Source organism: Kitasatospora sp. NPDC040550 (assembly GCF_055594965.1).
The window spans coordinates 44,856-65,350 of record NZ_JBVIWC010000024.1 but is presented as its reverse complement, the minus strand read 5'-3'; the positions used below and the strand labels follow the sequence as shown (position 1 = coordinate 65,350).

Annotated in this window: 13 protein-coding genes; 3 read left to right on the top strand and 10 right to left on the bottom strand. The window is 73.1% G+C overall.

Going from position 1 to position 20,495, the window contains the following annotated elements; genetic code table 11:
• Window positions 1–70: 70 nt before the first annotated feature.
• From ACZ58X_RS30070 to nrdR, 3 genes are all read right to left on the bottom strand, one after another.
• Window positions 71–832 (bottom strand): SDR family oxidoreductase, encoded by a 762-nt coding sequence (locus ACZ58X_RS30070; protein WP_470336730.1) that lies wholly within the window; start codon window positions 830–832, stop codon window positions 71–73.
• A 159-nt stretch (window positions 833–991) separates the two neighbouring features.
• Window positions 992–3,877 (bottom strand): vitamin B12-dependent ribonucleotide reductase, encoded by a 2,886-nt coding sequence (locus tag ACZ58X_RS30065; RefSeq protein ID WP_470336729.1) that lies wholly within the window; start codon window positions 3,875–3,877, stop codon window positions 992–994.
• Window positions 3,878–4,114: 237 nt separating this feature from the next.
• Complete coding sequence (gene nrdR / locus ACZ58X_RS30060; RefSeq protein ID WP_470336728.1) at window positions 4,115–4,612, bottom strand: transcriptional regulator NrdR; 498 nt, start codon at window positions 4,610–4,612, stop codon at window positions 4,115–4,117.
• Window positions 4,613–5,141: 529 nt separating this feature from the next.
• On the opposite strand from nrdR, the gene lexA reads away from it, so the two are divergent.
• Window positions 5,142–5,837 (top strand): transcriptional repressor LexA, encoded by a 696-nt coding sequence (gene lexA / locus ACZ58X_RS30055; RefSeq protein WP_470336785.1) that lies wholly within the window; start codon window positions 5,142–5,144, stop codon window positions 5,835–5,837.
• Window positions 5,838–5,943: 106 nt separating this feature from the next.
• Here the strand turns inward: lexA and ACZ58X_RS30050 are convergent, their stop codons facing one another.
• Genes ACZ58X_RS30050 through ACZ58X_RS30030 form a run of 5 tightly spaced genes read right to left on the bottom strand, consistent with a single transcriptional unit; the run spans window position 5,944 to window position 13,680 of the window.
• A complete protein-coding gene (locus ACZ58X_RS30050) occupies window positions 5,944–8,058 on the bottom strand; it encodes an ATP-dependent DNA helicase (protein WP_470336727.1) in 2,115 nt (704 codons plus the stop codon).
• Between the two features lie 12 nt (window positions 8,059–8,070).
• Window positions 8,071–9,906, bottom strand: a complete 1,836-nt coding sequence (locus tag ACZ58X_RS30045) for an IucA/IucC family protein (protein WP_470336726.1) — start codon at window positions 9,904–9,906, stop codon at window positions 8,071–8,073.
• Window positions 9,884–11,305 carry a lysine N(6)-hydroxylase/L-ornithine N(5)-oxygenase family protein gene (locus ACZ58X_RS30040; RefSeq protein WP_470336725.1) on the bottom strand — a complete coding sequence of 474 codons (1,422 nt, stop codon included), beginning with the start codon at window positions 11,303–11,305 and terminating at the stop codon, window positions 9,884–9,886. Before ACZ58X_RS30040 ends, ACZ58X_RS30045 begins: the two co-directional genes overlap by 23 nt.
• Before the next feature lie 9 nt (window positions 11,306–11,314).
• Window positions 11,315–11,989: a GNAT family N-acetyltransferase gene (locus ACZ58X_RS30035; RefSeq protein WP_470336784.1), complete on the bottom strand. Its 675-nt coding sequence runs from the start codon at window positions 11,987–11,989 to the stop codon at window positions 11,315–11,317.
• Window positions 11,881–13,680 carry an IucA/IucC family protein gene (locus ACZ58X_RS30030; RefSeq protein ID WP_470336724.1) on the bottom strand — a complete coding sequence of 600 codons (1,800 nt, stop codon included), beginning with the start codon at window positions 13,678–13,680 and terminating at the stop codon, window positions 11,881–11,883. Before ACZ58X_RS30030 ends, ACZ58X_RS30035 begins: the two co-directional genes overlap by 109 nt.
• Before the next feature lie 360 nt (window positions 13,681–14,040).
• Here ACZ58X_RS30030 and ACZ58X_RS30025 point away from each other — a divergent pair, with 360 nt between their 5' ends.
• Window positions 14,041–15,219, top strand: coding sequence for a trypsin-like serine peptidase (locus ACZ58X_RS30025; protein ID WP_470336723.1), 1,179 nt, complete (start codon window positions 14,041–14,043; stop codon window positions 15,217–15,219).
• 46 nt (window positions 15,220–15,265) lie between these two features.
• A complete protein-coding gene (locus ACZ58X_RS30020; RefSeq protein WP_470336722.1) occupies window positions 15,266–16,423 on the top strand; it encodes a trypsin-like serine peptidase in 1,158 nt (385 codons plus the stop codon).
• Window positions 16,424–16,465: 42 nt separating this feature from the next.
• On the opposite strand, the gene hflX is transcribed toward ACZ58X_RS30020, so the two are convergent.
• Window positions 16,466–17,968: a GTPase HflX gene (hflX, locus tag ACZ58X_RS30015; protein ID WP_470336721.1), complete on the bottom strand. Its 1,503-nt coding sequence runs from the start codon at window positions 17,966–17,968 to the stop codon at window positions 16,466–16,468.
• Window positions 17,965–20,307 (bottom strand): RelA/SpoT family protein, encoded by a 2,343-nt coding sequence (locus ACZ58X_RS30010; RefSeq protein ID WP_470336720.1) that lies wholly within the window; start codon window positions 20,305–20,307, stop codon window positions 17,965–17,967. Before ACZ58X_RS30010 ends, hflX begins: the two co-directional genes overlap by 4 nt.
• Window positions 20,308–20,495: the final 188 nt, after the last annotated feature.

Below are 20,495 nucleotides of genomic sequence, written 5' to 3'. Positions count from 1 at the left end.
GTCAACTCTGGTTGACATCCTCGGGAATGTCAACCTGTGTTGACAGCTCCGGCCGGCCGCCGCCGGGGGCTCAGCCGAACCGCCGCGCCAAGGCCTCCTCGAAGGTCCCCCGCCCCACCGCCCGCTCCGGCGTCGTCAGCCCACCCGCCCGCAACGCCCGCCCCGTCGCCCCCGGCACCCGCAGCGGCAGCACCGGCCGCCGCCGACCCGCCGCCCGCAGGTACGCCTGCGCCAACTCCCGGTAGGACCGCACCCGCGGCCCGCCCACCTCCGGCGCGAACCCGGCCGGCTCCCGCCCCACCAGCGCCACCAGCCGCTCCGCCACCTCCCGGACGTCCACCGGCTGCACCTCGGCGCCGCTCACCACCGGGAACACCGGCAGCCGCGCGCTCAGGTCGAAGGCCTTGAACAGCAGGTCGTGGAACTGCGTCGCCCGCAGCACCGTCCACCCCAGCCCCGACTCCCGCACCAGCCGCTCACAGTCGAGCTTCGCCCGGTAGTACGCGAGCGGCACCCGGTCGATCCCCACGATCGACACGTACACCAGGTGCCGAACCCCGGCCCGCCGGGCCTCCGCCACCAGCCGCCCGACCCCCGCCACGTCCTTCCGCCCCTGGGTGGTCGCGCAGTCCAGCACCGTCTCCACCCCGGCCACCGCCGCCGCGATCCCCGCCCCGCCCACCAGGTCCCCGACCACCCACTCGACCCCGTCCCCCGCCTCCCGCGCCCGCCGGCTCAACCCCCGCACCGCCACCCCGCGCGCCACCAGCAGCCGCACCACCTCCCGCCCCAACGTCCCCGTCGCCCCGGTCACCAGCACCGTCCCCGTCACCACACCACTCCTCTCACCGAGCACCGTCACCCCCTACGACCGGCCATCACCCCCATCCGTGACATCGGCGACCCGGGACAACGAGAAGAGGCGGGGCGAGGACGTGAAGTCCTCGCCCCGCCTCAGCGGTGGCTCACCCGCGCGGGGTCAGCGCCGCGGTCAGCTGCAGCCGCTGGTGGAGCCGCAGCCCTCGCAGAGGTAGCAGCTGCCGGCGCGGCGCATCTTGGTACCGCAGGAGAAGCAGAGCGGCGCGTCGGCGTTGAGGCCGAGCTGGATCTCCATCAGCTCCGTGGAGTTGTGGGCCTGCTTCGGGGCCGCCTTGGGCGCCTCGACAGCCGGGGCGGGGGCCGGGGACGGCTTGGCCGCGGCGACCGGGGCGGACTGGGCGAGGGACTCGGTGTCGAGCTCCTCGGCCTCCAGCGGCTCGTAGGAGCCGGTCTCCAGGTGGCGGGTGCGCTCCTCGACGGAGTGGATGCCCAGCGCCGAGCGGGTCTCGAACGGCAGGAAGTCCAACGCCAGGCGGCGGAAGATGTAGTCGACGATCGACTGGGCCATCCGCACGTCCGGGTCGTCGGTCAGGCCGGCCGGCTCGAAGCGCATGTTGGTGAACTTCGAGACGTAGGTCTCCAGCGGCACGCCGTACTGGAGGCCGACCGAGACGGCGATGGAGAAGGCGTCCATCATGCCCGCGAGGGTCGAGCCCTGCTTGGACATCTTCAGGAAGACCTCGCCGAGGCCGTCGTCCGGGTAGGAGTTGGCGGTCATGTAGCCCTCGGCGCCACCGACCGTGAAGGAGGTGGTGATGCCCGGGCGGCCCTTGGGCAGGCGCTTGCGGACCGGGCGGTACTCGACGACCTTCTCGACCACGGCGGCGGGGGCCTCCTCCGCCTTGGCCTCGGATTCCTTCTTCTTGGCCGAGAGCGGCTGGCCGACCTTCGAGTTCTCGCGGTAGATGGCGAGCGCCTTGACGCCCATCTTCCAGGCCTCGAAGTAGATCTCCTCGACGTCCTCGACGGTCGCGGCGGCGGGCATGTTCACCGTCTTGGAGATGGCACCGGAGATCCACGGCTGGATCGCCGACATCATCCGCACGTGTCCCATCGGGGAGATGGAACGCTCGCCCATCGCGCAGTCGAACACCTCGTAGTGCTCGGCCTTGAGGCCCGGCGCGTCCACCACGTTGCCGTGCTCGGCGATGTGGGCGACGATCGCCTCGATCTGCTCGTCCTGGTAGCCGAGGCGCTTGAGGGCGCGCGGGACGGTGCCGTTGACGATCTGCATCGAGCCGCCGCCGACGAGCTTCTTGAACTTGACCAGGGCGAGGTCGGGCTCGACGCCGGTGGTGTCGCAGTCCATCATCAGGCCGATGGTGCCGGTCGGGGCGAGGACCGAGGCCTGGGCGTTGCGGAAGCCGTTCTGCGCGCCGATGCGCAGCACGTCCTGCCAGGACTTGTTGGCCTGGAGCCAGACCGGGGCGTCCAGGTCGTCGAAGGAGACGGCGTCCAGGGAGGCGTCGGCGTGCTGCTTCATGACCCGCTGGTGGGCGGTGGCGTTGCGGGCGTAGCCGTCGTACGGGCCGACGACGCCGGCGAGTTCGGCGCCGCGGCGGTAGGCGGTGCCGGTCATCAGCGAGGTGATGGCGCCGGCCAGGGCGCGGCCGCCCTCGCTGTCGTAGGCGTGGCCGGTGGCCATCAGCAGGGCGCCGAGGTTGGCGTAGCCGATGCCGAGCTGGCGGAAGGCGCGGGTGGTCTCGCCGATCTTCTCGGTGGGGAAGTCGGCGAAGCAGATGGAGATGTCCATCGCGGTGATGACCAGCTCGACGACCTTGGCGAAGCGCTCGGCGTCGAACGAGTCGTCGTCGCGCAGGAACTTCATCAGGTTCAGCGAGGCGAGGTTGCAGCTGGAGTTGTCCAGGTGCATGTACTCCGAGCACGGGTTGGAGGCGTTGATGCGTCCGGACTCGGGGCAGGTGTGCCAGTGGTTGATGGTGGAGTCGTACTGGATGCCGGGGTCGGCGCAGGCCCAGGCGGCCTCGGCCATCTTGCGGAACAGCTTCTTGGCGTCGACGGTCTCGATGACCTCGCCGGTCATCCGGGCGCGCAGGCCGAATTCGGTGCCGTTCTCGACGGCGGTCATGAATTCGTCGTTGACGCGGACCGAGTTGTTGGCGTTCTGGTACTGGACGGACGTGATGTCGTCGCCGCCGAGGTCCATGTCGAAGCCCGCGTCGCGCAGGGCGCGGATCTTCTCCTCCTCCTTCACCTTGGTCTCGATGAAGGCCTCGACGTCCGGGTGGTCGACGTCCAGGACGACCATCTTGGCCGCGCGCCGGGTGGCGCCGCCGGACTTGATGGTGCCGGCGGAGGCGTCGGCGCCGCGCATGAAGGAGACCGGGCCGGAGGCGTTGCCGCCGGAGGAGAGCAGCTCCTTGGAGGAGCGGATCCGGGAGAGGTTGAGGCCGGCGCCGGAGCCGCCCTTGAAGATCATGCCCTCTTCCTTGTACCAGTCGAGGATCGACTCCATGGAGTCGTCGACGGACAGGATGAAGCAGGCGCTGACCTGCTGGGGCTGCTTGGTGCCGACGTTGAACCAGACCGGCGAGTTGAAGCTGAACACCTGGTGGAGGAGGGCGTGGGTCAGCTCGTGCTCGAAGATCTCGGCGTCGTCCTTGGTGGCGAAGTAGCCGTGCTTCTCGCCGGCCGCGCGGTAGGTGAGCACCACGCGGTCGATGATCTGCTTGAGGCTCCACTCGCGCTGGGGGGTGCCGACGGCGCCGCGGAAGTACTTGGACGTGACGATGTTGACGGCGTTGACCGACCAGAAGTCGGGGAACTCGACGCCGCGCTGCTCGAAGTTGATGGAGCCGTCGCGCCAGTTGGTCATGACGACGTCGCGCCGCTCCCAGCGGACCTCGTCGTAGGGGTGCACGCCAGGGGTGGTGTGGATGCGCTCCATCCGGAGACCGCCCTTCGGGGCCTTGGCACCCTTGGTCGCGGCCTTCTCGGACTTCGACCCGCGTGCGGAACCGCTCGTGGTGTCTGTCACTTCTCGCTCCTCCTCCTGGGCAAACGCCCGAAGTGCCCTGAAAAGTCCGGGCACCGCTGGTTCGTTCTTCCGGTATGCGGGCAGACGGGACCCGTCCGCTTGCGCACGGTTTGTAGTGTTCCGTGCCCCGATTTCGGGCACGCGTGGGCCCACGCGGGGCCGGTGTGCTGCTGCCGGCCCACGGGGGGCCGCATGGTGGTGGCTCCTGGGCGGGCCCGCGGGGGCCCGGCGCGCCTCCTAGGGCGCGGCGGCGGGAACGGGCACGCAGGTGCCGTCCGCCTCGGCGGCGGGCCGCTCGGCGCGGATCTCCGCGATGGCGGCCTCGAAGTCCTCGAGTCCGTCGTACGCCTGGTACACGCTGGCGAAGCGCAGGTAGGCGACCACGTCGAGGTCCCGCAGCGGGCCGAGTATGGCCAGCCCGACGTCGTGGGTGGTCAGCTCGGCGCTGCCGCTGGCCCGCACGCACTCCTCGACCCGCTGGCCGAGCTGGGCGAGGGCGTCCTCGGTGACCGGGCGGCCCTGGCAGGCCTTGCGGACTCCGGTGATGACCTTCTGCCGGGAGAAGGGTTCGGTGACGCCGCTGCGCTTGATGACCATGAGCGCGGCCGTCTCCACGGTGGTGAAACGGCGGCCGCAGTCCGGGCACTGTCGACGACGGCGAATGCAGCTGCCGTCCTCGGTGGTCCGGCTGTCGACAACGCGGCTGTCGGAGTGCCGGCAGAAGGGGCAGTGCACCTGGGGATCCCTCCCTGGCAGGACGTGCGGACCGGTTGAGTCTATGCGATGCGCCCCCGCCCTCGGCAAGCTGATCATGCGGCGCGACCACTAGTACTGGGCACGGAGAGGACTCTAGCCACTACATCTAGGTCTCAGGGGGAGGCGACACCCCTGGCGTGTCGGCGCCGATTAGACTTCCGGAGTCGACATCCGGTCGAACATTTACTCGATGTACAACAAAGCCTTGATCGAGTCAGTCAACTCCCGAATAATTCACTCGAACGTGTGTTTGGCGCAACCTTTCGATAGGAGGCGCGTTGGGCTGGAAAAGGGGAGAGGACAGCCGTCGAGAGGGGCCGCCGTGAACACCATCGAAACCAACACCATCCCGGTGCAGGAACACTCCCAGTTCAAGGTGGGGCAGCGCACCACGAATCAGCAGAGCGTGGACATCAGCATGGACCGTAGCGAAGACCACCGCCTCTCCGGCCCGGCCGTTTCCACCACGGGCCGCGTTCCCGACCAGCCGATCGAGCACTCCCCCACCATGGACGACACCACCCCCTCCCCGGCCCGCGCGATGCCCGGCCGCCCCCCCGGCATCCGCACCGACGAGGCCGGCCTCACCGAGCGCCAGCGCCGGGTGATCGAGGTCATCCGCGACTCCGTCCAGCGCCGCGGCTACCCGCCGTCCATGCGCGAGATCGGCCAGGCCGTCGGCCTGTCCAGCACCTCCTCGGTCGCCCACCAGCTGATGGCCCTGGAACGCAAGGGCTTCCTGCGCCGCGACCCGCACCGCCCGCGCGCCTATGAGGTCCGCGGCGTCGAGGTGGCCCGCCCCAACACCGCCGAGACGGCCGGGCGGCCCTCCACCTCCTACGTGCCGCTGGTCGGCCGGATCGCGGCCGGTGGTCCGATCCTGGCCGAGCAGACCGTCGAGGACGTCTTCCCGCTGCCCCGCCAGCTGGTCGGCGAGGGCGAGCTGTTCGCCCTCACCGTGCGCGGCGACTCGATGATCGAGGCGGCCATCTGCGACGGCGACTGGGTCACGGTGCGCCGCCAGCCGGTCGCCGAGAACGGCGACATCGTGGCCGCCATGATCGACGGCGAGGCCACCGTCAAGCGGCTCAAGCGCGAGGACGGCCGGATCTGGCTGATGCCGCACAACCCGGCCTACGAGCCGATCAACGGGGACAACGCCACCATCCTGGGCAAGGTGGTCGCGGTCCTGCGCCGCCTCTGACAGCGGCACCCGGCCGCCACCGCGCGCGGCCGGCACTACAACGGGAAGGGGCTCCACCGCGTCAGCGGGGAGCCCCTCCGTCGTCCTACCGCACGTGCCGGGCCGCTCAGCCCCGCTTCACCACCGGCCGCACCGGCGCCGCCGAGGCATCGATCGCCGCCAGCGAGCGCCGCACCTGGTTGCGGTCCGTGGTGTACCAGAACTCCGGCATCGAGGACCGGAAGAAGCCCCCGTACCGCTTGGTCTCCACCCGCGGGTCGAGCACCGCGACCACACCCCGGTCGTCCGCCGCGCGCACCAGCCGGCCCGCGCCCTGCGCCATCAGCAGCGCCGCATGGGTCGCCGCGACCGCCATGAAGCCGTTCCCGCCGTGCTGTTCGACGTCCTTCTGGCGGGCGCTCATCAGCGGGTCGTCCGGCCGCGGGAACGGGATCCGGTCCATCACGACCAGCTGGCAGGCCGAGCCGGGCACGTCCACGCCCTGCCAGAGCGAGAGGGTGCCGAACAGGCAGGTGGTGGCGTCCGAGGCGAACTCGCGGATCAACTCGCCGAGGGTGTCCTCCCCCTGGAGCAGGATCCGGTGGTCGAGCCGCTCCCGCATCGCCTCGGCGGCGGCCTGGGCGCCGCGCATCGAGGAGAACAGGCCCAGGGTGCGCCCACCGGCCGCTTCGACCAGCTCGGCCAACTCGTCGAGCATGTCGGGCCGTTCGGGGTCGCGACCGGGGTCCGCGAGGTGCTTGGCCACGTACAGGATGCCCTGCTTGGGGTACTTGAACGGCGAGCCGACGTCGATGCCCCGCCAGTGCGGGACGGAGTCCTCGCCGAAGCCGGAGCCGGCCTCCGGGTTGTCACCGGGGGTGCGCTGGTCCGGCAGCCTGGTCTCCTTGGGCAGGCCGAGCGAACCGGCCACCCCGTTGAAGTCCCCGCCGAGCTTGAGGGTCGCCGAGGTCAGGACGACCGAGCGCTCCTTGTACAGGCCCTCGCGCAGCAGCCCGGACACGCTCAGCGGCGCGACCCGCAGCGAGGCGGTGCCCAGCCCGTAGCGGTCGCTGCGCTCGATCCAGACCACGTCGTACTCGGAGCCCTCCAGCAGCCGGTCGGCGGTCTCGTGCAGGGTCTCCGCCGAGGCCATCGCCTGCTTGCGGACGGCGTCCTCGTCGCTGAGGCCCTTGTCCCGGGTCTCGCCGAGCGAGGTGATCACCTGCCGGGAGGCGTCCCGGATCGCGGTGACCGCGTACGCCAGGTACTCGGGCAGTTCCTCGACCCGGCCGGGCTGGGCGGTCTCCATCAGGCCGTGATAGTTCTCGGCGGCGGCCTGGAGGGCGTCCACGGCCTTCTCGTTGGCCAGCCGGGCGGCCCGCTTGACCGTCCGGTTGACGGCGCCGACGGTCAGCTCGGCGGTGGCCGCGCCGGTGACCCGGTTGACCAGCTCGTGCGCCTCGTCGACGATCAGCAGCCCGTGCTCGGGCAGCACCGGCGCGCCCTCGATCGCGTCGATCGCGAGCATCGCGTGGTTGGTGACCACGACGTCCGCGAGCTTGGCCCGCTCCCGGGCCTTCTCCGCGAAGCACTCCTGCCCGTACGCGCAGCGGGTCGCGCCCAGGCACTCCTTGGAGGTGACCGAGAGCTGCGCCCAGGCCTTGTCCGAGACGCCGGGGCTCATGTCGTCCCGGTCGCCGGTCTCGGTCTCGTCGGCCCAGTCGCGCAGCCGGAGCACGTCCTGGCCGAGCTTGCCGGTGGGGCCGCCGAGCGCGTCGACCGGGTCGAACAGGCCCTCGCCCTCGTCGCTCGGCGTGCCCTCGTTGGCCCGGTGCAGGCACAGGTAGTTGGAGCGGCCCTTGAGCATCGCGTACAGCGGGCGGCGGCGCAGCACCGGGTGCAGCGCCTCGACCGTACGCGGCAAGTCCCGTTCCACCAGCTGGCGTTGCAGGGCGAGGGTGGCGGTGGCGACCACCACCCGGTCGCCGTGGGCGAGGGCCGGCACCAGGTAGGCGAGGGACTTGCCGGTGCCGGTGCCGGCCTGGACGAGCAGGTGCTCGGAGTGGTCGACGGCGTCGGCGACGGCCTCGGCCATCCGCATCTGGCCGGGGCGCTCCACACCGCCGACGGCCTCGACCGCGGCGTGCAACAGCTCGGGGATCCGCGAGCGCGGAACGGCGACGGCTTCCTCGGCCTCGTCGCCGAGGTCCGTCGCGGGCTGGGATTCGGAGTCGTTCGTCATGACCCTTCCACCCTACGGGGCGGGGGCGACAATCCGGTCCCGTTGTCCGGGGCGGCGGCCGGGCAGCCGCACCTCCACGCCGACCAGGGCGTTCGGCACGGTGCCGTGCCGGACGGCGTGCGGGCGGTGCGGGCGGTCCTGGTAGCCGTCCATGAGCAGCCGGTTGCGGTTGAGGCAGAGCCGGTCGATCCGGGGCCGGAACAGGTCGAACAGGTCGAAGCGCTCGCGCAGCTCGGGGAAGCGGGCCTGGTAGCGGTGGATCTCCGCGCGCAGCAGGGCCCAGAACTCGGTCTCGGCGAGGCCGGACTGCGCCTCCAGCAGCGGGGCGAGGTAGCGGAAGACGCCGATGAACAGCCCGGAGTGGATGAACTGGCACAGCCCCTGGGGGTTCTCCCGCAGCAGCACGTCGGCGACCTCGGGGGGCAGTGCGCGCAGCTCGGGGAGGTCCTGGTCGCTGAGGTTGACGTCGTCGACGAAGTCCTTGACCGCGAGCCGGGCCGGGGTGCCGCGGTCGTCGAAGACCACGATGGCGTTCTCGCCGTGCGGGGAGAAGACCAGCCCGTAGCGGTAGAGGAAGTGCAGCAGCGGCGGCAGCAGCGCGGCGAACAGCCGGGCGGTCCACTCGGCGGGGGTGAGGCCGGAGCGGGCGATCAGTTCGACGGCGAGGGCGCGCCCGTCGGAGCCGCTCTGCAGCAGGGCGGCGAGGGTGCGGGCGCGCTCGTCGTCGGCCAGGAAGGGGCCGAGCGGTTCGCGCCAGATCGCGCCGAGCAGTTCCTTGTACTGGTACGGGGAGTCGGGCATCTCCCGGTAGAGCGGGTGGTCGACGGTGACGGAGGCGATCTCGCCGAGCAGGATCACCCGGCACTCGTCCCGCAGATACGGGTCGGCGTCGCGCAGCCCGTGCAGCCAGGCGGTGACGGCGGGCGCGGCGAGGGTGCGTTCGACCGGCAGTCCGCGCCAGACCAGGGTGTTGAGGATGGACAGCGGCAGCTTGACGGTGCAGCGCTCGGGGTGGGCGGTGTTGAAGAAGGAGCGGATGGACTGCTGGGGCAGCCGTGGGTCGCCGTCCGAGGCCAGCGGGACGATCTCGCCGGAGGCGATCCAGGGCGCGAACAGCGGCAGGACCGTCTCGTCCCACTGCCAGGGGTGGACGGGCAGCAGCAGGTAGTCGTCGGCGTCGGCGCCGAGCGGGGCGCGCAGTGCGGCCTCGTCGTCCAGTTCGCGGGCGTACAGCTGCTCGGGGCGTTCCAGGCCGGGCACGCCACGGTACTCGGCGAGCCGGCGGTGGACTGCGATCCAGGGCAGCGGCCGGGGGCTGCGGGCCTCCGGGGCCCAGCGGGCGGTGTCGGTGCCGGAGAAGCCGATCCGGCCCTTGCTGGGGACGATCCACGGGTGGCCGCCCTGCCGGCCCTCCAGGGCGGGGTGGTCGAGGTCGGCGAGCTCGGCGGCGGTGAGCGCGGTGGCGAGCTGGCGGGCGTCGGCGGTCAGCGTGGCGGACAGCTCGCGGACCAGGTGGGCGGTGGTGTCGCCGCGCATCCCGAGCGCGTCCCGGGCGTACGGGAGGAAGCGCAGCGGGTCCAGGCCGTCGGGGCGGGAGCAGCGGATCGACCCGGGGTCGACCTGCCAGCTGTCGTAGGCGCCGCGCCGGGCGGCGAAGCGGTACTCGGCCTCGGGGAGCTTCACCAGGTACTCGCCGTCGAGGGTGCCCGGGACGGGCTTGAGCAGGTCCTCGTAGGCGAACTCGCCGAGCATCTTGGCCAGCAGGGCGCGGCCGGCCCGCTGCCAGTGCCCGGCGGTGAGGTGCGGGGGCAGGTAGAGCGGCGGTTCAGCGGCCGACGGTTGCGGCACGGGTCAGCTCCTGGGGGTGGGGGACGACGGGGGTCTGCTCGATCGAGGCGCTCGCGGGCCCGGCGGCCGGGGCCGCCGTCCCGGGCGGCGCGAAGCCGGTCCAGGCGGTGCGGTCGGGCAGCCGGTGGACGGTCCGGCCGGTGACGGCGTTGAGGATGACGGCGGCCCGGTGGGCGCCGAGGCCGAGGTCGGGGGCGCCGACCCCGTGGGTGTGGAGTTCGGCGTTCTGGACGTAGAGGCCGCCGGTGAGCTCCGGCCGGGTGGCGACCCGGTGGTCGAGGTCGACCCGGTAGCGCCCGCTCTCGTCCCAGTCGATCAGGTGGGCGAGCGGTTCGAGCGCGGCCGGGCGGGCGGCGCGGTAGCCGGTGGCGAGCACCACGGCGTCGGTGCGCAGCAGGTGCTCGGCGCCGGAGTCGGTGTGCCGGCAGTCCAGTTCGAATCCGCCGCAGGGCCCGGGCCGGGCGGCGGTGACGGCGGTGCCGGGGGTGATCTCGACCGGGGCGGTGTCGATCGGGCGGCCGATGGTGCGCTCGTAGAGGTGGTCGTGGATCTCGGCGAGGGTCTCCGCGCTGGCGGCCTTGTGCAGCTGCCACTGGGAGGTGACCAGGGCGTCCCGGACCGGGCCGGGCAGGCCGTGGAAGTAGCGGGTGTAGTCGGGGGTGAAGTGTTCCAGGCCGAGCTTGGAGTACTCCATGGGGGCGAGTGCCCGGGTGCGGGTGAGCCAGCGCAGCCGGACCCCGTCGTCCTGGTGGCGGCGGAGCAGGTCGAGGAAGACCTCGGCGCCGGACTGTCCGCTGCCGACCACGGTGATGTCCCGGGCGCCCGCGAGCCCGGCCCGGCGGTCCAGGTACTCGGCGGAGTGGAAGGCCAGCGGGTGGTCGGCCAGGGCGGCGAAGGCCTCGGGGAGCACCGGCCGGGTGCCGACGCCGAGCGCGAGGTTGCGGGCCCGGACGGTGCTGCGCCGGCCGGTGGCGGTGTCGGTCAGCTCGACCCGGAACAGCGGGCCGTCCCGGTGCAGGGCGGTGACCTCGGTGCCGAAGCGGCAGTTGGGCAGCCGGTCGGCGGCCCAGCGGCAGTAGTGGTCGTACTCGCGGCGGGGCAGCTGGAAGCGTTCGGCGAAGTAGAACGGGAACAGCCGGTCCTGGGCGCGCAGGTAGTTGAGGAAGGACCACGGGTTGGTCGGGTCGACGAGTGAGACCAGGTCGGCCAGGAAGGGCACCTGCATCCGGGCGCCGTCCACCAGCATGCCGTGGTGCCAGCGGAATTCGGGGCGCTGGTCGCAGAAGAGCGTGCGCAGCCCGGGTACGGGTTCGGCGAGGGCGGCGAGCGAGAGGTTGAACGGGCCGATGCCGACGCCGAGCAGGTCGTAGGGGGGTTCGTGGGGTGTCGAGGTGTCCACAGGGGCGTCCTAGGCGGGAAGTGGCGCTTCGCGGTCGCGCACCATCAGGGCGGCGCGCTTGTCGGGCAGGTCGAGTTCGGCGGCGGCCCGGAATCCGGCCCGTTCGAAGGCTCGGACGGAGCGCCGGTTGCGGACGTCCGGTTCGGCCACCACCCGTCGGCAGTCGGGCCGGTGGCGCAGGACGAGGTCGGCGACGGCGGCGAGCAGCTGGGCCCCGAGGCCGCGGCCGCGGCTGGCGGCCGGGCCGAGCAGCAGGTGCACGCCGGTGTCGTGCGGGCGGGCGGGGTAGTGCCCGGCGAGCGGGTCGAGGTCGGCGCGGTAGACCTCCCAGTAGCTCATCGGGGTGCCGTCGAGCAGTCCGAGGCAGGGAAGGCTGCTTCCGTCGCCGTCCAGTTGGGCCCGGACGTGCCGTTCGGTGACGGCGGGCGGCCCGGCGAGCTCCCAGAAGGCGTCGACCTCGGGATCGTTCATCCATCCGGTGAGCAGCTCCAGGTGGTCGGGCAGCCGGACCGGGGCGAGCCGGAACCGGCCGGCCGGGGTGGGGACTTCGCCCCACCCGGGCAGCTCCTCGGGCATCAGGCGCCCGCCACCGGGTTGGGGATGTCCACGTACACGGACTGGGTGGCGACCGGGCCGACCAGTTCGTCGAGGCCGTTGATCCGGGTGAGCAGGTTGGCCTTGCAGGGCAGGGTGGGCGCGTCCAGCAGCAGGGCGGGCAGGGCGGAGCCGGTGGCGGCGGCCCGGGGGCCGGCCAGGAACCGGCGCAACCCGGCCAGCAGCACCGTTTCCTCGGCGAGGCCCTGGGAGCCGAAGGCGCCGATCAGCCCGAGCACGTGGTTGATGCCGAGGTAGTAGGCGAAGTGGTGGTCGATGACCTCGTCGGGCAGGAAGGTGTCGCTCTGCTCGCCGAGTCCGGGCAGCCGGGCGGTGAGCCGCTCGGCGGCGCTCTCCCGGTAGTAGTAGCCCTGGTTGTCGCGGTAGCGGCCGCCGCTGGGCCAGCCCTCGGCGTCCAGCAGGACGATGCTGTTCTGCTGGTGGGCCTCCAGGGCGATGCCGCCGCGGCCGTCCAGCCAGAGGACGGGCAGCACGACGGCGTCCAGGTAGCGCAGGAACCATTCGGCGGCCACGGTGCGCAGCGGGCGGCCGGTGCGGGCGGCGAGCGCGCGCAGGGTGTCGCCGAGGGCGGACGGCACGGTCACGCCGGTGCCGCGCGGCTGTTCCGCGACGAACCCGGCGACGCAGAGGGCGCGTTCGGCCGGTCCGAAGGGCTGGGCGCGCAGCACGGTGTCGAGCCCGCCGGGGTCGCCGAGGTCGGGGTGGTCGACACCGATCCAGGCGGGGTCGCGGACGATGTCGAAGCCGGGGTGGGCGGCCCGCCACTCGGCGGCGAGTCCGCGCTCCAGCAGCCGGTGCACCTCCAGGCCGCGGTGGAGTTCCTTGCGCAGGTTCTCCCGGCGGGAGTTGGTGATCCGCAGGCCGAGCGAGAGTTTGAGCATCCACGGGGTGCCGGGTCGGTAGACGGTGCGCACCGAGGAGGTGGGGTACCAGGGTTCGCCGGCCGGGCCGAGGTCGTGCAGCAGCCCGTCGGCGAGCAGCGCGGCGACGGTCGGGCGGTGGGCGAGTTCGCGGGCCTGCCAGGGGTGCAGCGGGAGGGCGGCGGTGCCGGGCGGGAGGGTCGCGTGGCCGCCGAGCAGGGTGGCGGTGATCCGGTCGGCGCTCTCGGCGACGGCGGAGCCGGCCGCGAGCAGGCCGCGGTCGACGGCGTACCAGTGGACCTGGAAGGAGCCGTGGAGTTCGGGCGAGTAGGCGGCGCTCTGGGCCGGGCCGAGGCCGTCGCGGCTCTTCGGGGTGGGGTGCAGGGGGTGGCCGAGCAGCAGGGACTGTTCGGCGGCGAGGAAGGCGGAGCGTTCCGGCCCGCCGGGTTCGGCGGCGGTGCGGCGGTGGGCGAGGATCTCGGCGGTGCGCACCACCGAGTCGGCGACCCGGGCGGCGAGGTCGGCGACCTGTCCGGGGTCGGGCCGGTCGGCGGCCGCGGCGGCGAGCAGGGCGGCGGCGGTGACGGCGTCGACCGGGGCCGCCGCGGTACCGTCCCCGGCCGAGAGGGTGGCCGGGCCGAAGCGGTGCCAGCCGCCGGGCGACCAGTGCCGGACGGCGGCGGTGAGCCGGGCGGCCCCGCCGAGGACGTCGATCCGCAGTCGGCCGTCCGCCCCGGGGCGGGCCCCGGTCTCCCGGGCCCAGCAGCGCAACAGGGCTTCCAGGGACGCCTGTTCGGCGGCGACGGCGGGGTCGGGGTGCAGCAGCGGGTCGGGGCCGGAGGCGGCCCGCTGCGCGGTCGGCGGCGGTACGGGCGGGGCTCCGGTGAGGGCGGTGCTCAAGGCTGCTCCTTGGTGCGCGTGGGGGTGCGGACGCGCGCGGGTGGTGGAGAGGATCGGCGGGCGCTCGCACCGTCGCGTCAGGTAAGGGTTACCTATCCCTGACGGGTGATCACAAGGACGGCTCACTCGTCCGGGTGAAGATCGGGGATAGTGCGTCACCGGCCGGGGCGGCCCTGCTGTGCCAACGAGGGGGCCGGTTCCGCGTCACGGATCGGTGACCCCCGGACGGTCCCGGAACCCGGGGGGCGGCCGCCGCCGTCCTGTACGGCGATGGAAGACTCCAGGGCGGCGAGCCGCCGCACCGAAGACCGACCCGACACAGTCCGACCGAGTACAGCGAGTACAGGGGGAAGCGCACCGATGCCACCGATCCACCGGTCAGCCCTGGCCGCCGCCCTGGTCGCCGGAACGCTGCTGGCCGTCAGCGCCTGCGGACCGGACGGCCCGGCGGGCACCGACCGGACCGTCGCCGCACCGCCGCCCAGCACGGACGCGAGCGGCTCCGCCGCCCCCGGCGGCGTCATCGGCGGGATCACCCTGCCGTCCGGCCTGCCGACCAGCCTGCTGGAGGGCCTGCCGAAGACCTGGGACGACCTCAGGAAGTGGAAGTACGACGACTGGGACAAGTGGGCGTCCAAGCACGTCTTCAACAACCCGGTGGTGAAGGACTTCTGGAACCCGGACAAGATGGGCGACGCCAAGCCCGCCGACCCGGCGCCGCCGACCGCCAAGCCGGCCGCCGCCGACGGCGTGACCGACCCGGAGCCGCCGGTGGTCAAGGCCGTCCAGGTGCCCCGCCCGTACCTCAAGCAGCCCTCCGGGAAGGTGTTCTTCTCCGCCCAGGGCGGCCGGGGCAACTGCTCGGCGACGGTGATCGCCGACCCGCAGCACCCGGGCAGGAGCAACCTGGTCTGGACGGCGGCCCACTGCGTGCACGAGGGCAAGGGCGGCGACTTCTACAAGAACCTGGTCTTCGTCCCGGCCTACAACAACTCGGGCGCCTCCAGCGGCGGCAAGAAGGCCCCGCTGTCCGAGCTGGCCCCGCTGGGCACCTGGTGGGCCGATCAGATCGTCACCTCCCCGCAGTGGATGGTCGAGGGCGGGCAGACCGGTGACGCCGCCAACCAGTACGACTTCGCGGTGATGCGCGTGCACAACCAGAACGACACCGGCAAGTCCCTGGAGGAGACGGTCGGTTCGGCCGTCCCGGTGTGGTTCGACGCGCCCCGCGACCAGCTCAAGGTCTCGGCCACCGGCTACCCGCTGGTCAAGCCGTTCGACGGCCAGGAGCTGTACAAGTGCGACGGCGGCAAGCCCGTCCGGCTGTCCTTCGACCCCAAGCGCCCGTCCATGCTGACCATCGGCTGCAACATGACCCAGGGCGCCAGCGGCGGCGGCTGGTTCGCCACCATGCCGGACGGGCGGACCGCCCTGGTCAGCAACACCTCGATCGGCACCCAGGAGCACACCTCGCTGAGCGGCCCGTACCTGGAGACGGTCGCCCAGCAGGCCCTGGACTGGATCTCCAGGAAGCAGTGACCGGCACCACCACGGGGGACTCCTCAGCTTGCGCACCGTCAGCACCATGAGCACCACCAGCTCCACCGGCACCACCCGTTCCACCCGCCGCTCCCCCCGCACCGGGGGGCGGCGGCCCGCCGCGGTCGGCGCCGCGCTGCTCGCCGCCCTGACGCTCACCGCGGCCGCCTGCGCGCCGGACGGCCCCGCCGCCCCCGCCACCCCGCCCGCGGCGCTGCCCAAGGCCGCGCCGACCAGCCTGGGCGACCTGAGCGGCTGGAAGCTGGAGGACTGGGCCCGCTACGTCGCCGACAGCGGCTTCGCCAACCAGGTGCCCCCGGGCTACTGGACGACGGCCCGGACGGAGGCCGCCAAGGCCCGGCCCACCCCCGAGTACGCCCCGACCGCCGCCGCACCCCCCGGCGTCGACCGGGACGCCCCGCCGGCCGCCGTCCAGGCCCGGCCGCAGCCGCACCCGTACGGCCCGGACGCGGCCGTGGTCGGCAGGCTGCTGATGACCACCCCGCAGGGCGACGCGGCCTGCTCCGGCACGGTGGTCGCCGACCCGCTCAACCCGGGCCGCAGCAACCTGGTCCTCACCGCCGCGCACTGCCTGCACGACGGCAAGGGCGGCGGCTGGGTGAAGAACCTGGTCTTCGTCCCCGGCTACAACCGGGACGGCCAGGCGGCCCGCGGCAAGCCGTACGGCGAGCAGCAGGCCGCCCCGTACGGCCGGTGGCCGGCGGTACGCGCCATGGTGTCGCCGACCTGGCTCCAGGAGAGCGGGGTCGGCGCCCACGACCAGTACGACTACGGGATCGTCCGGGTGCGCGGCGAGTCCGCCTCCGGCCCGTCCCTGGAGGAGGCGGTCGGCGGTTCCGTCCCGGTCTGGTTCAACGCCCCGCGCGAGCAGATCACCTCGGCGGTGGTCTTCGGCTACCCGGTGGAGCGGCCCTTCGACGGCACGGAGCTGGAGCGCTGCGACTCCCCCGCCCCGCCGGGCCGGCTGTCCTTCGACCGGTCCCGCCCGCCGATGTACGCGATCGGCTGCACCATGTCCGGCGGCGCGGGCGGTGGCGGCTGGTTCATCACCCGGGACGGCAGGCCCAACCTGGTCAGCGTCAGCTCGCTCGGCAGCCGCACCCCGGCGGGCTACCGGGCCGGTCCGTCCCTCCAGGACCAGGCCAAGCAGGCCTTCGACTACTTCGCCAAGAACGTGAAGTAGCCCCCGGACGCGGAACGTCCGGGGGCCACCTCGACGGGCGGATCAGCCCTGCAGGGCCACCGCGAAGTACTCCAGCTCGGCGGCCAGCTCGGCCGGCACCTTGGCGTGCAGCAGCGTGCCGTCGGCGGTGTGCTCGGTGGCGATCAGCTCGCCCTCCTTGTGCACCCGGGAGACCAGGGCGCCCTGGGTGTAGGGCACCAGGGCCCGCACCTCGACGGCCGGTCGCGGCAGCTCGTCGTCGATGAGCCTGAGCAGTTCCTCCATGCCGACCCCGGTGCGGGCCGACACCACGATGGCGTGCGGCTCGCGGCGCAGCAGGCGCTGCAGCACGTGCGGGTCGGCGGCGTCGGCCTTGTTGATCACCACGATCTCCGGCACGTTCTGCGCGTCGACCGAGACGATGACCTCGCGGACGGCGGCCAGCTGCGTCTCCGGCTCGGGGTGCGAGCCGTCGACCACGTGCAGGATGAGGTCCGCGTCGGCGACCTCCTCCATGGTCGAGCGGAAGGCCTCGACCAGGTGGTGCGGCAGGTGCCGGACGAAGCCGACGGTGTCCGCCAGGGTGTAGAGCCGCCCGCTCGGGGTCTCGGCCCGGCGCACGGTCGGGTCCAGGGTGGCGAACAGCGAGTTCTCCACCAGCACGCCCGCGCCGGTGAGCCGGTTGAGCAGGGAGGACTTGCCGGCGTTGGTGTAGCCGGCGATGGCCACGGACGGCACCTGGTGGCGCTTGCGCTCCCGGCGCTTGGTGTCGCGGCCCTTCTTCATGTCGGCGATCTCCTTGCGGAGTTTCGCCATCTTCTCGCGGATCCGGCGCCGGTCGGTCTCGATCTTGGTCTCACCGGGACCACGGGTGGCCATGCCGCCGCCCGAGGAGCCGGAGCCACCGCCACCCATCTGCCGGGACAGCGACTGACCCCAGCCGCGCAGGCGCGGCAGCATGTACTGCATCTGCGCGAGCGAGACCTGCGCCTTGCCCTCCCGGGACTTGGCGTGCTGGGCGAAGATGTCCAGGATCAGGGCCGTCCGGTCGACGACCTTGACCTTGACCACGTCCTCCAGGTGGATCAGCTGGCCGGGGGTGAGCTCACCGTCGCAGACCACGGTGTCGGCGCCGGTGGAGGCGACGATGTCGCGCAGCTCCTTCGCCTTGCCGGAGCCGATGTAGGTGGCCGCGTCGGGCTTGTCGCGGCGCTGGATGACGCCGTCCAGCACCTGGGAACCGGCGGTCTCGGCGAGCGCGGCGAGCTCGGCCATCGAGTTCTCCGCCTCCTCCAGGGTGCCGTCGGTCCAGACGCCGACGAGCACCACGCGCTCCAGGCGGAGCTGGCGGTACTCGACCTCGGTGACGTCTTCGAGTTCGGTGGAGAGGCCGGCGACACGGCGCAGGGCGGCGCGCTCACTGCGGTCGTACTGGTCGCCGTCGTAGCTGTGGCCGAGGTCCTCGTCGATGGCCGCGAGGTCCTCGTCCATGAGGGCTTCCGCTCGCAGACCGTCGAGGCGGCGCGGGGCGTCGGCGTGGTCGCGGGCTTCGAACGTGGAGGTCATTCTGTCCTTTGGTCGCTGGATGGCTTCGGCGTGGTCCCTTGGATCCCACCGGGGCTCCTGTGCCCTGAGAACGCCGTGGACCGGCCGTGAATTCCCCACGATGGTCGCACGCCCGGTGCGGGCCGGTCACCCCCATTTCCGCCGGAGTGCCGGGTCTGCGTCCCCTCCGGGGCGTGCGGGCGGCTGACGTCGTACACCCCGGAAACCCTGAGCATCGCCCGCATCAGGGCGGGCAGCGCGCCCGGCTCGGGCAGCTCGACGGTGTAGGTGTGCCGGACCCGCAGTTCCTGCGGCGGTTCGACCTCGGCGGAGACGATGCCGACGCCCTCGGCGGAGATCGCCGCGGTGAGGTCGGCGAGCAGCCGGGGCCGGTTCAGCGCCTCGGCCCGCAGGGTCACCCGGTGGCCGGCCGCCGGGGCGTCCTCGGGCTGCCAGCGGACCTCCAGTTCGGCCCGCCCGTCGGCGCGCAGCCGCTGCCCGGCGGGACAGGCGGTGCGGTGCACGGCCACCGCGCCGCCGCGGATCGGGTAGCCGGCCACCGCGTCCGGGGGCACGGGCGTGCAGCAGCGGGCCAGCCGCACCTGGGCCCCGGGCCGGTCGGCCACCACGACGGGGGCGGAGCGGCGCTCGCCCGCCCGGTGCGCGGGCGGGGCGGGCTGTCCGCCGGCCGGGCCGGTGCGCACCACCGGCAGCCCGGCCGGGTGGTCGGCCAGCCAGCGCTCGATGGCCAGCCGGGCGGCCGGGGTGCGGGTGTGCGCCAGCCATTCCGGGGACGGCCCGGACGGCTGGGCCCCGCCGCCGGGCGGGAGGCTCTCGGTGAGCACCGCCAGCACGTCCCCGTCCTGCAGCGGGGTGGAGAGCGCGGTGAGCCGGCCGTTGACCCGGGCGCCGATACATCGGTGCCCGGTCTCCTCGCCGAGCAGGTAGGCGGCGTCCACGCAGCTGGCCCCGGCCCTCAGCTGAAGCGTTTCACCGCTCTCCGTCACCACGGTGATCTCGCGGTCCCCGGCCAGGTCGGCGGTGAGCGCGGACCAGAAGGCGTCCGGGTCGGGGGTCTCCTGCTGCCACTCCAGCAGCCGGCTGAGCCAGCCGGGCCGGGCCGGGTCGGTGCGGTCCAGTTCGTCGGTGTCCTGGGCCGGCCCGGCGGGGGACGGGTCGCCGAGCGCGACCACCCCGGTCTCGGCCACCTCGTGCATCCGCCGGGTGCGGACCAGCACCTCGACCACCGCGCCGCCGTCCAGCGCCACGGCGGTGTGCAGCGACTGGTAGAGGTTGAACTTGGGGGCGGCGACGAAGTCCTTGAACTCCCCGGGCAGCGGCGTCCAGCAGGTGTGCAGCTCGCCGAGCACCGCGTAGCAGTCGGCGTTCTCCTCGACCACCACCAGCAGCCGCCCGAAGTCGGCCGGCTGCGGCTCCTGCGGCCGGCCGTCCCGGCCGGGCGCGGCGGCCCGCTTGATCAGCACCCGGTGCAGCGAGACGCAGTGCCGGGGCCGTACCGTCACCTCGGCGGCGACCCCGGTCTCGGCGAGCTGGCGGGCCAGCCGGCGGGCGAAGGGCTCCAGCAGGGCGTCCGGCTCGGCCTCGTGGCCGACCATCAGGCCCCGGGTGCGGGCGTGCTCCTCGGGGTGCAGGGTGGCGAAGACGATGTCCTCCAGCTCCGCCTTGAGCACCTGGATGCCGAGCCGCTCGGCCAGCGGGATCAGCACGTCCCGGGTGACCTTGGCGATCCGCACCTGGCTGGCCGGCTTCATGTGCCGGATGGTGCGCATGTTGTGCAGCCGGTCGGCGAGCTTGATCACCATCACCCGGACGTCGTCGCCGGTGGCGACCAGCATCTTGCGGAAGGTCTCGGCCTCGGCGGCGGCGCCGAAGTCGACCTTCTCCAGTTTGGTCACCCCGTCGACCAGGTAGGCGACTTCGGGCCCGAACCCGGCGCCCACCTGCTCCAGCGTCAACTCGGTGTCCTCGACGGTGTCGTGGAGCAGCGAGGCGACCAAGGTGGTCGTCCCGGCACCGAGTTGGGCCAGGATCATGGTGACGGCCAGCGGATGGGTGATGTACGGCTCGCCGCTCTTGCGCTTCTGGCCGCGGTGGCTGGCCTCGGCCAACCGGTACGCCCGGGCCAGCAGGGCGAGGTCCGCCTGCGGGTGGTGCCGCCGGTGCACCTGGACCAGCGGTTCCAGGGCGTCCGGCACCGGCGGCCGGCCGGTGGCCAGCAGGGCGGCCCGCCCGGCCCGGCCGAGCGCGGCCCGGCCGAGCTCCCCCAGGGGCCTCCTGGCCCCGGCCTGCCGTGCGGTCGTCGGCTGCCCCGTGAGGGACTGCCCGGCTTCGATGGTCATCGGCACCTCCGGCAACGTCGCCGGGCGCGGCCCCTCGTGGGGGATGATCCTGCTACCCCTCCCAGGGGCGATCGACCCGGTGGTCCATGCTACCGAGCAGAGCACGTTCCGCGACGCCGTGATTCCCGTCTGCGACCGCTATCACCCGATCGGGGGGATTCGTCACCGTACGAATTGGGCAAACCGGG

Bases quoted from the DNA above. Each gene is read 5' to 3' on its own strand.
- ACZ58X_RS30020 (WP_470336722.1), top strand. From the start codon at position 15,266: ATGAGCACCACCAGCTCCACCGGCACCACCCGTTCCACCCGCCGCTCC.
- ACZ58X_RS30025 (WP_470336723.1), top strand. From the start codon at position 14,041: ATGCCACCGATCCACCGGTCAGCCCTGGCCGCCGCCCTGGTCGCCGGA.
- lexA (WP_470336785.1), top strand. From the start codon at position 5,142: ATGGACGACACCACCCCCTCCCCGGCCCGCGCGATGCCCGGCCGCCCC.
- hflX (WP_470336721.1), bottom strand. From the start codon at position 17,968: ATGACCTCCACGTTCGAAGCCCGCGACCACGCCGACGCCCCGCGCCGC.
- ACZ58X_RS30050 (WP_470336727.1), bottom strand. From the start codon at position 8,058: ATGACGAACGACTCCGAATCCCAGCCCGCGACGGACCTCGGCGACGAG.
- ACZ58X_RS30010 (WP_470336720.1), bottom strand. From the start codon at position 20,307: ATGACCATCGAAGCCGGGCAGTCCCTCACGGGGCAGCCGACGACCGCA.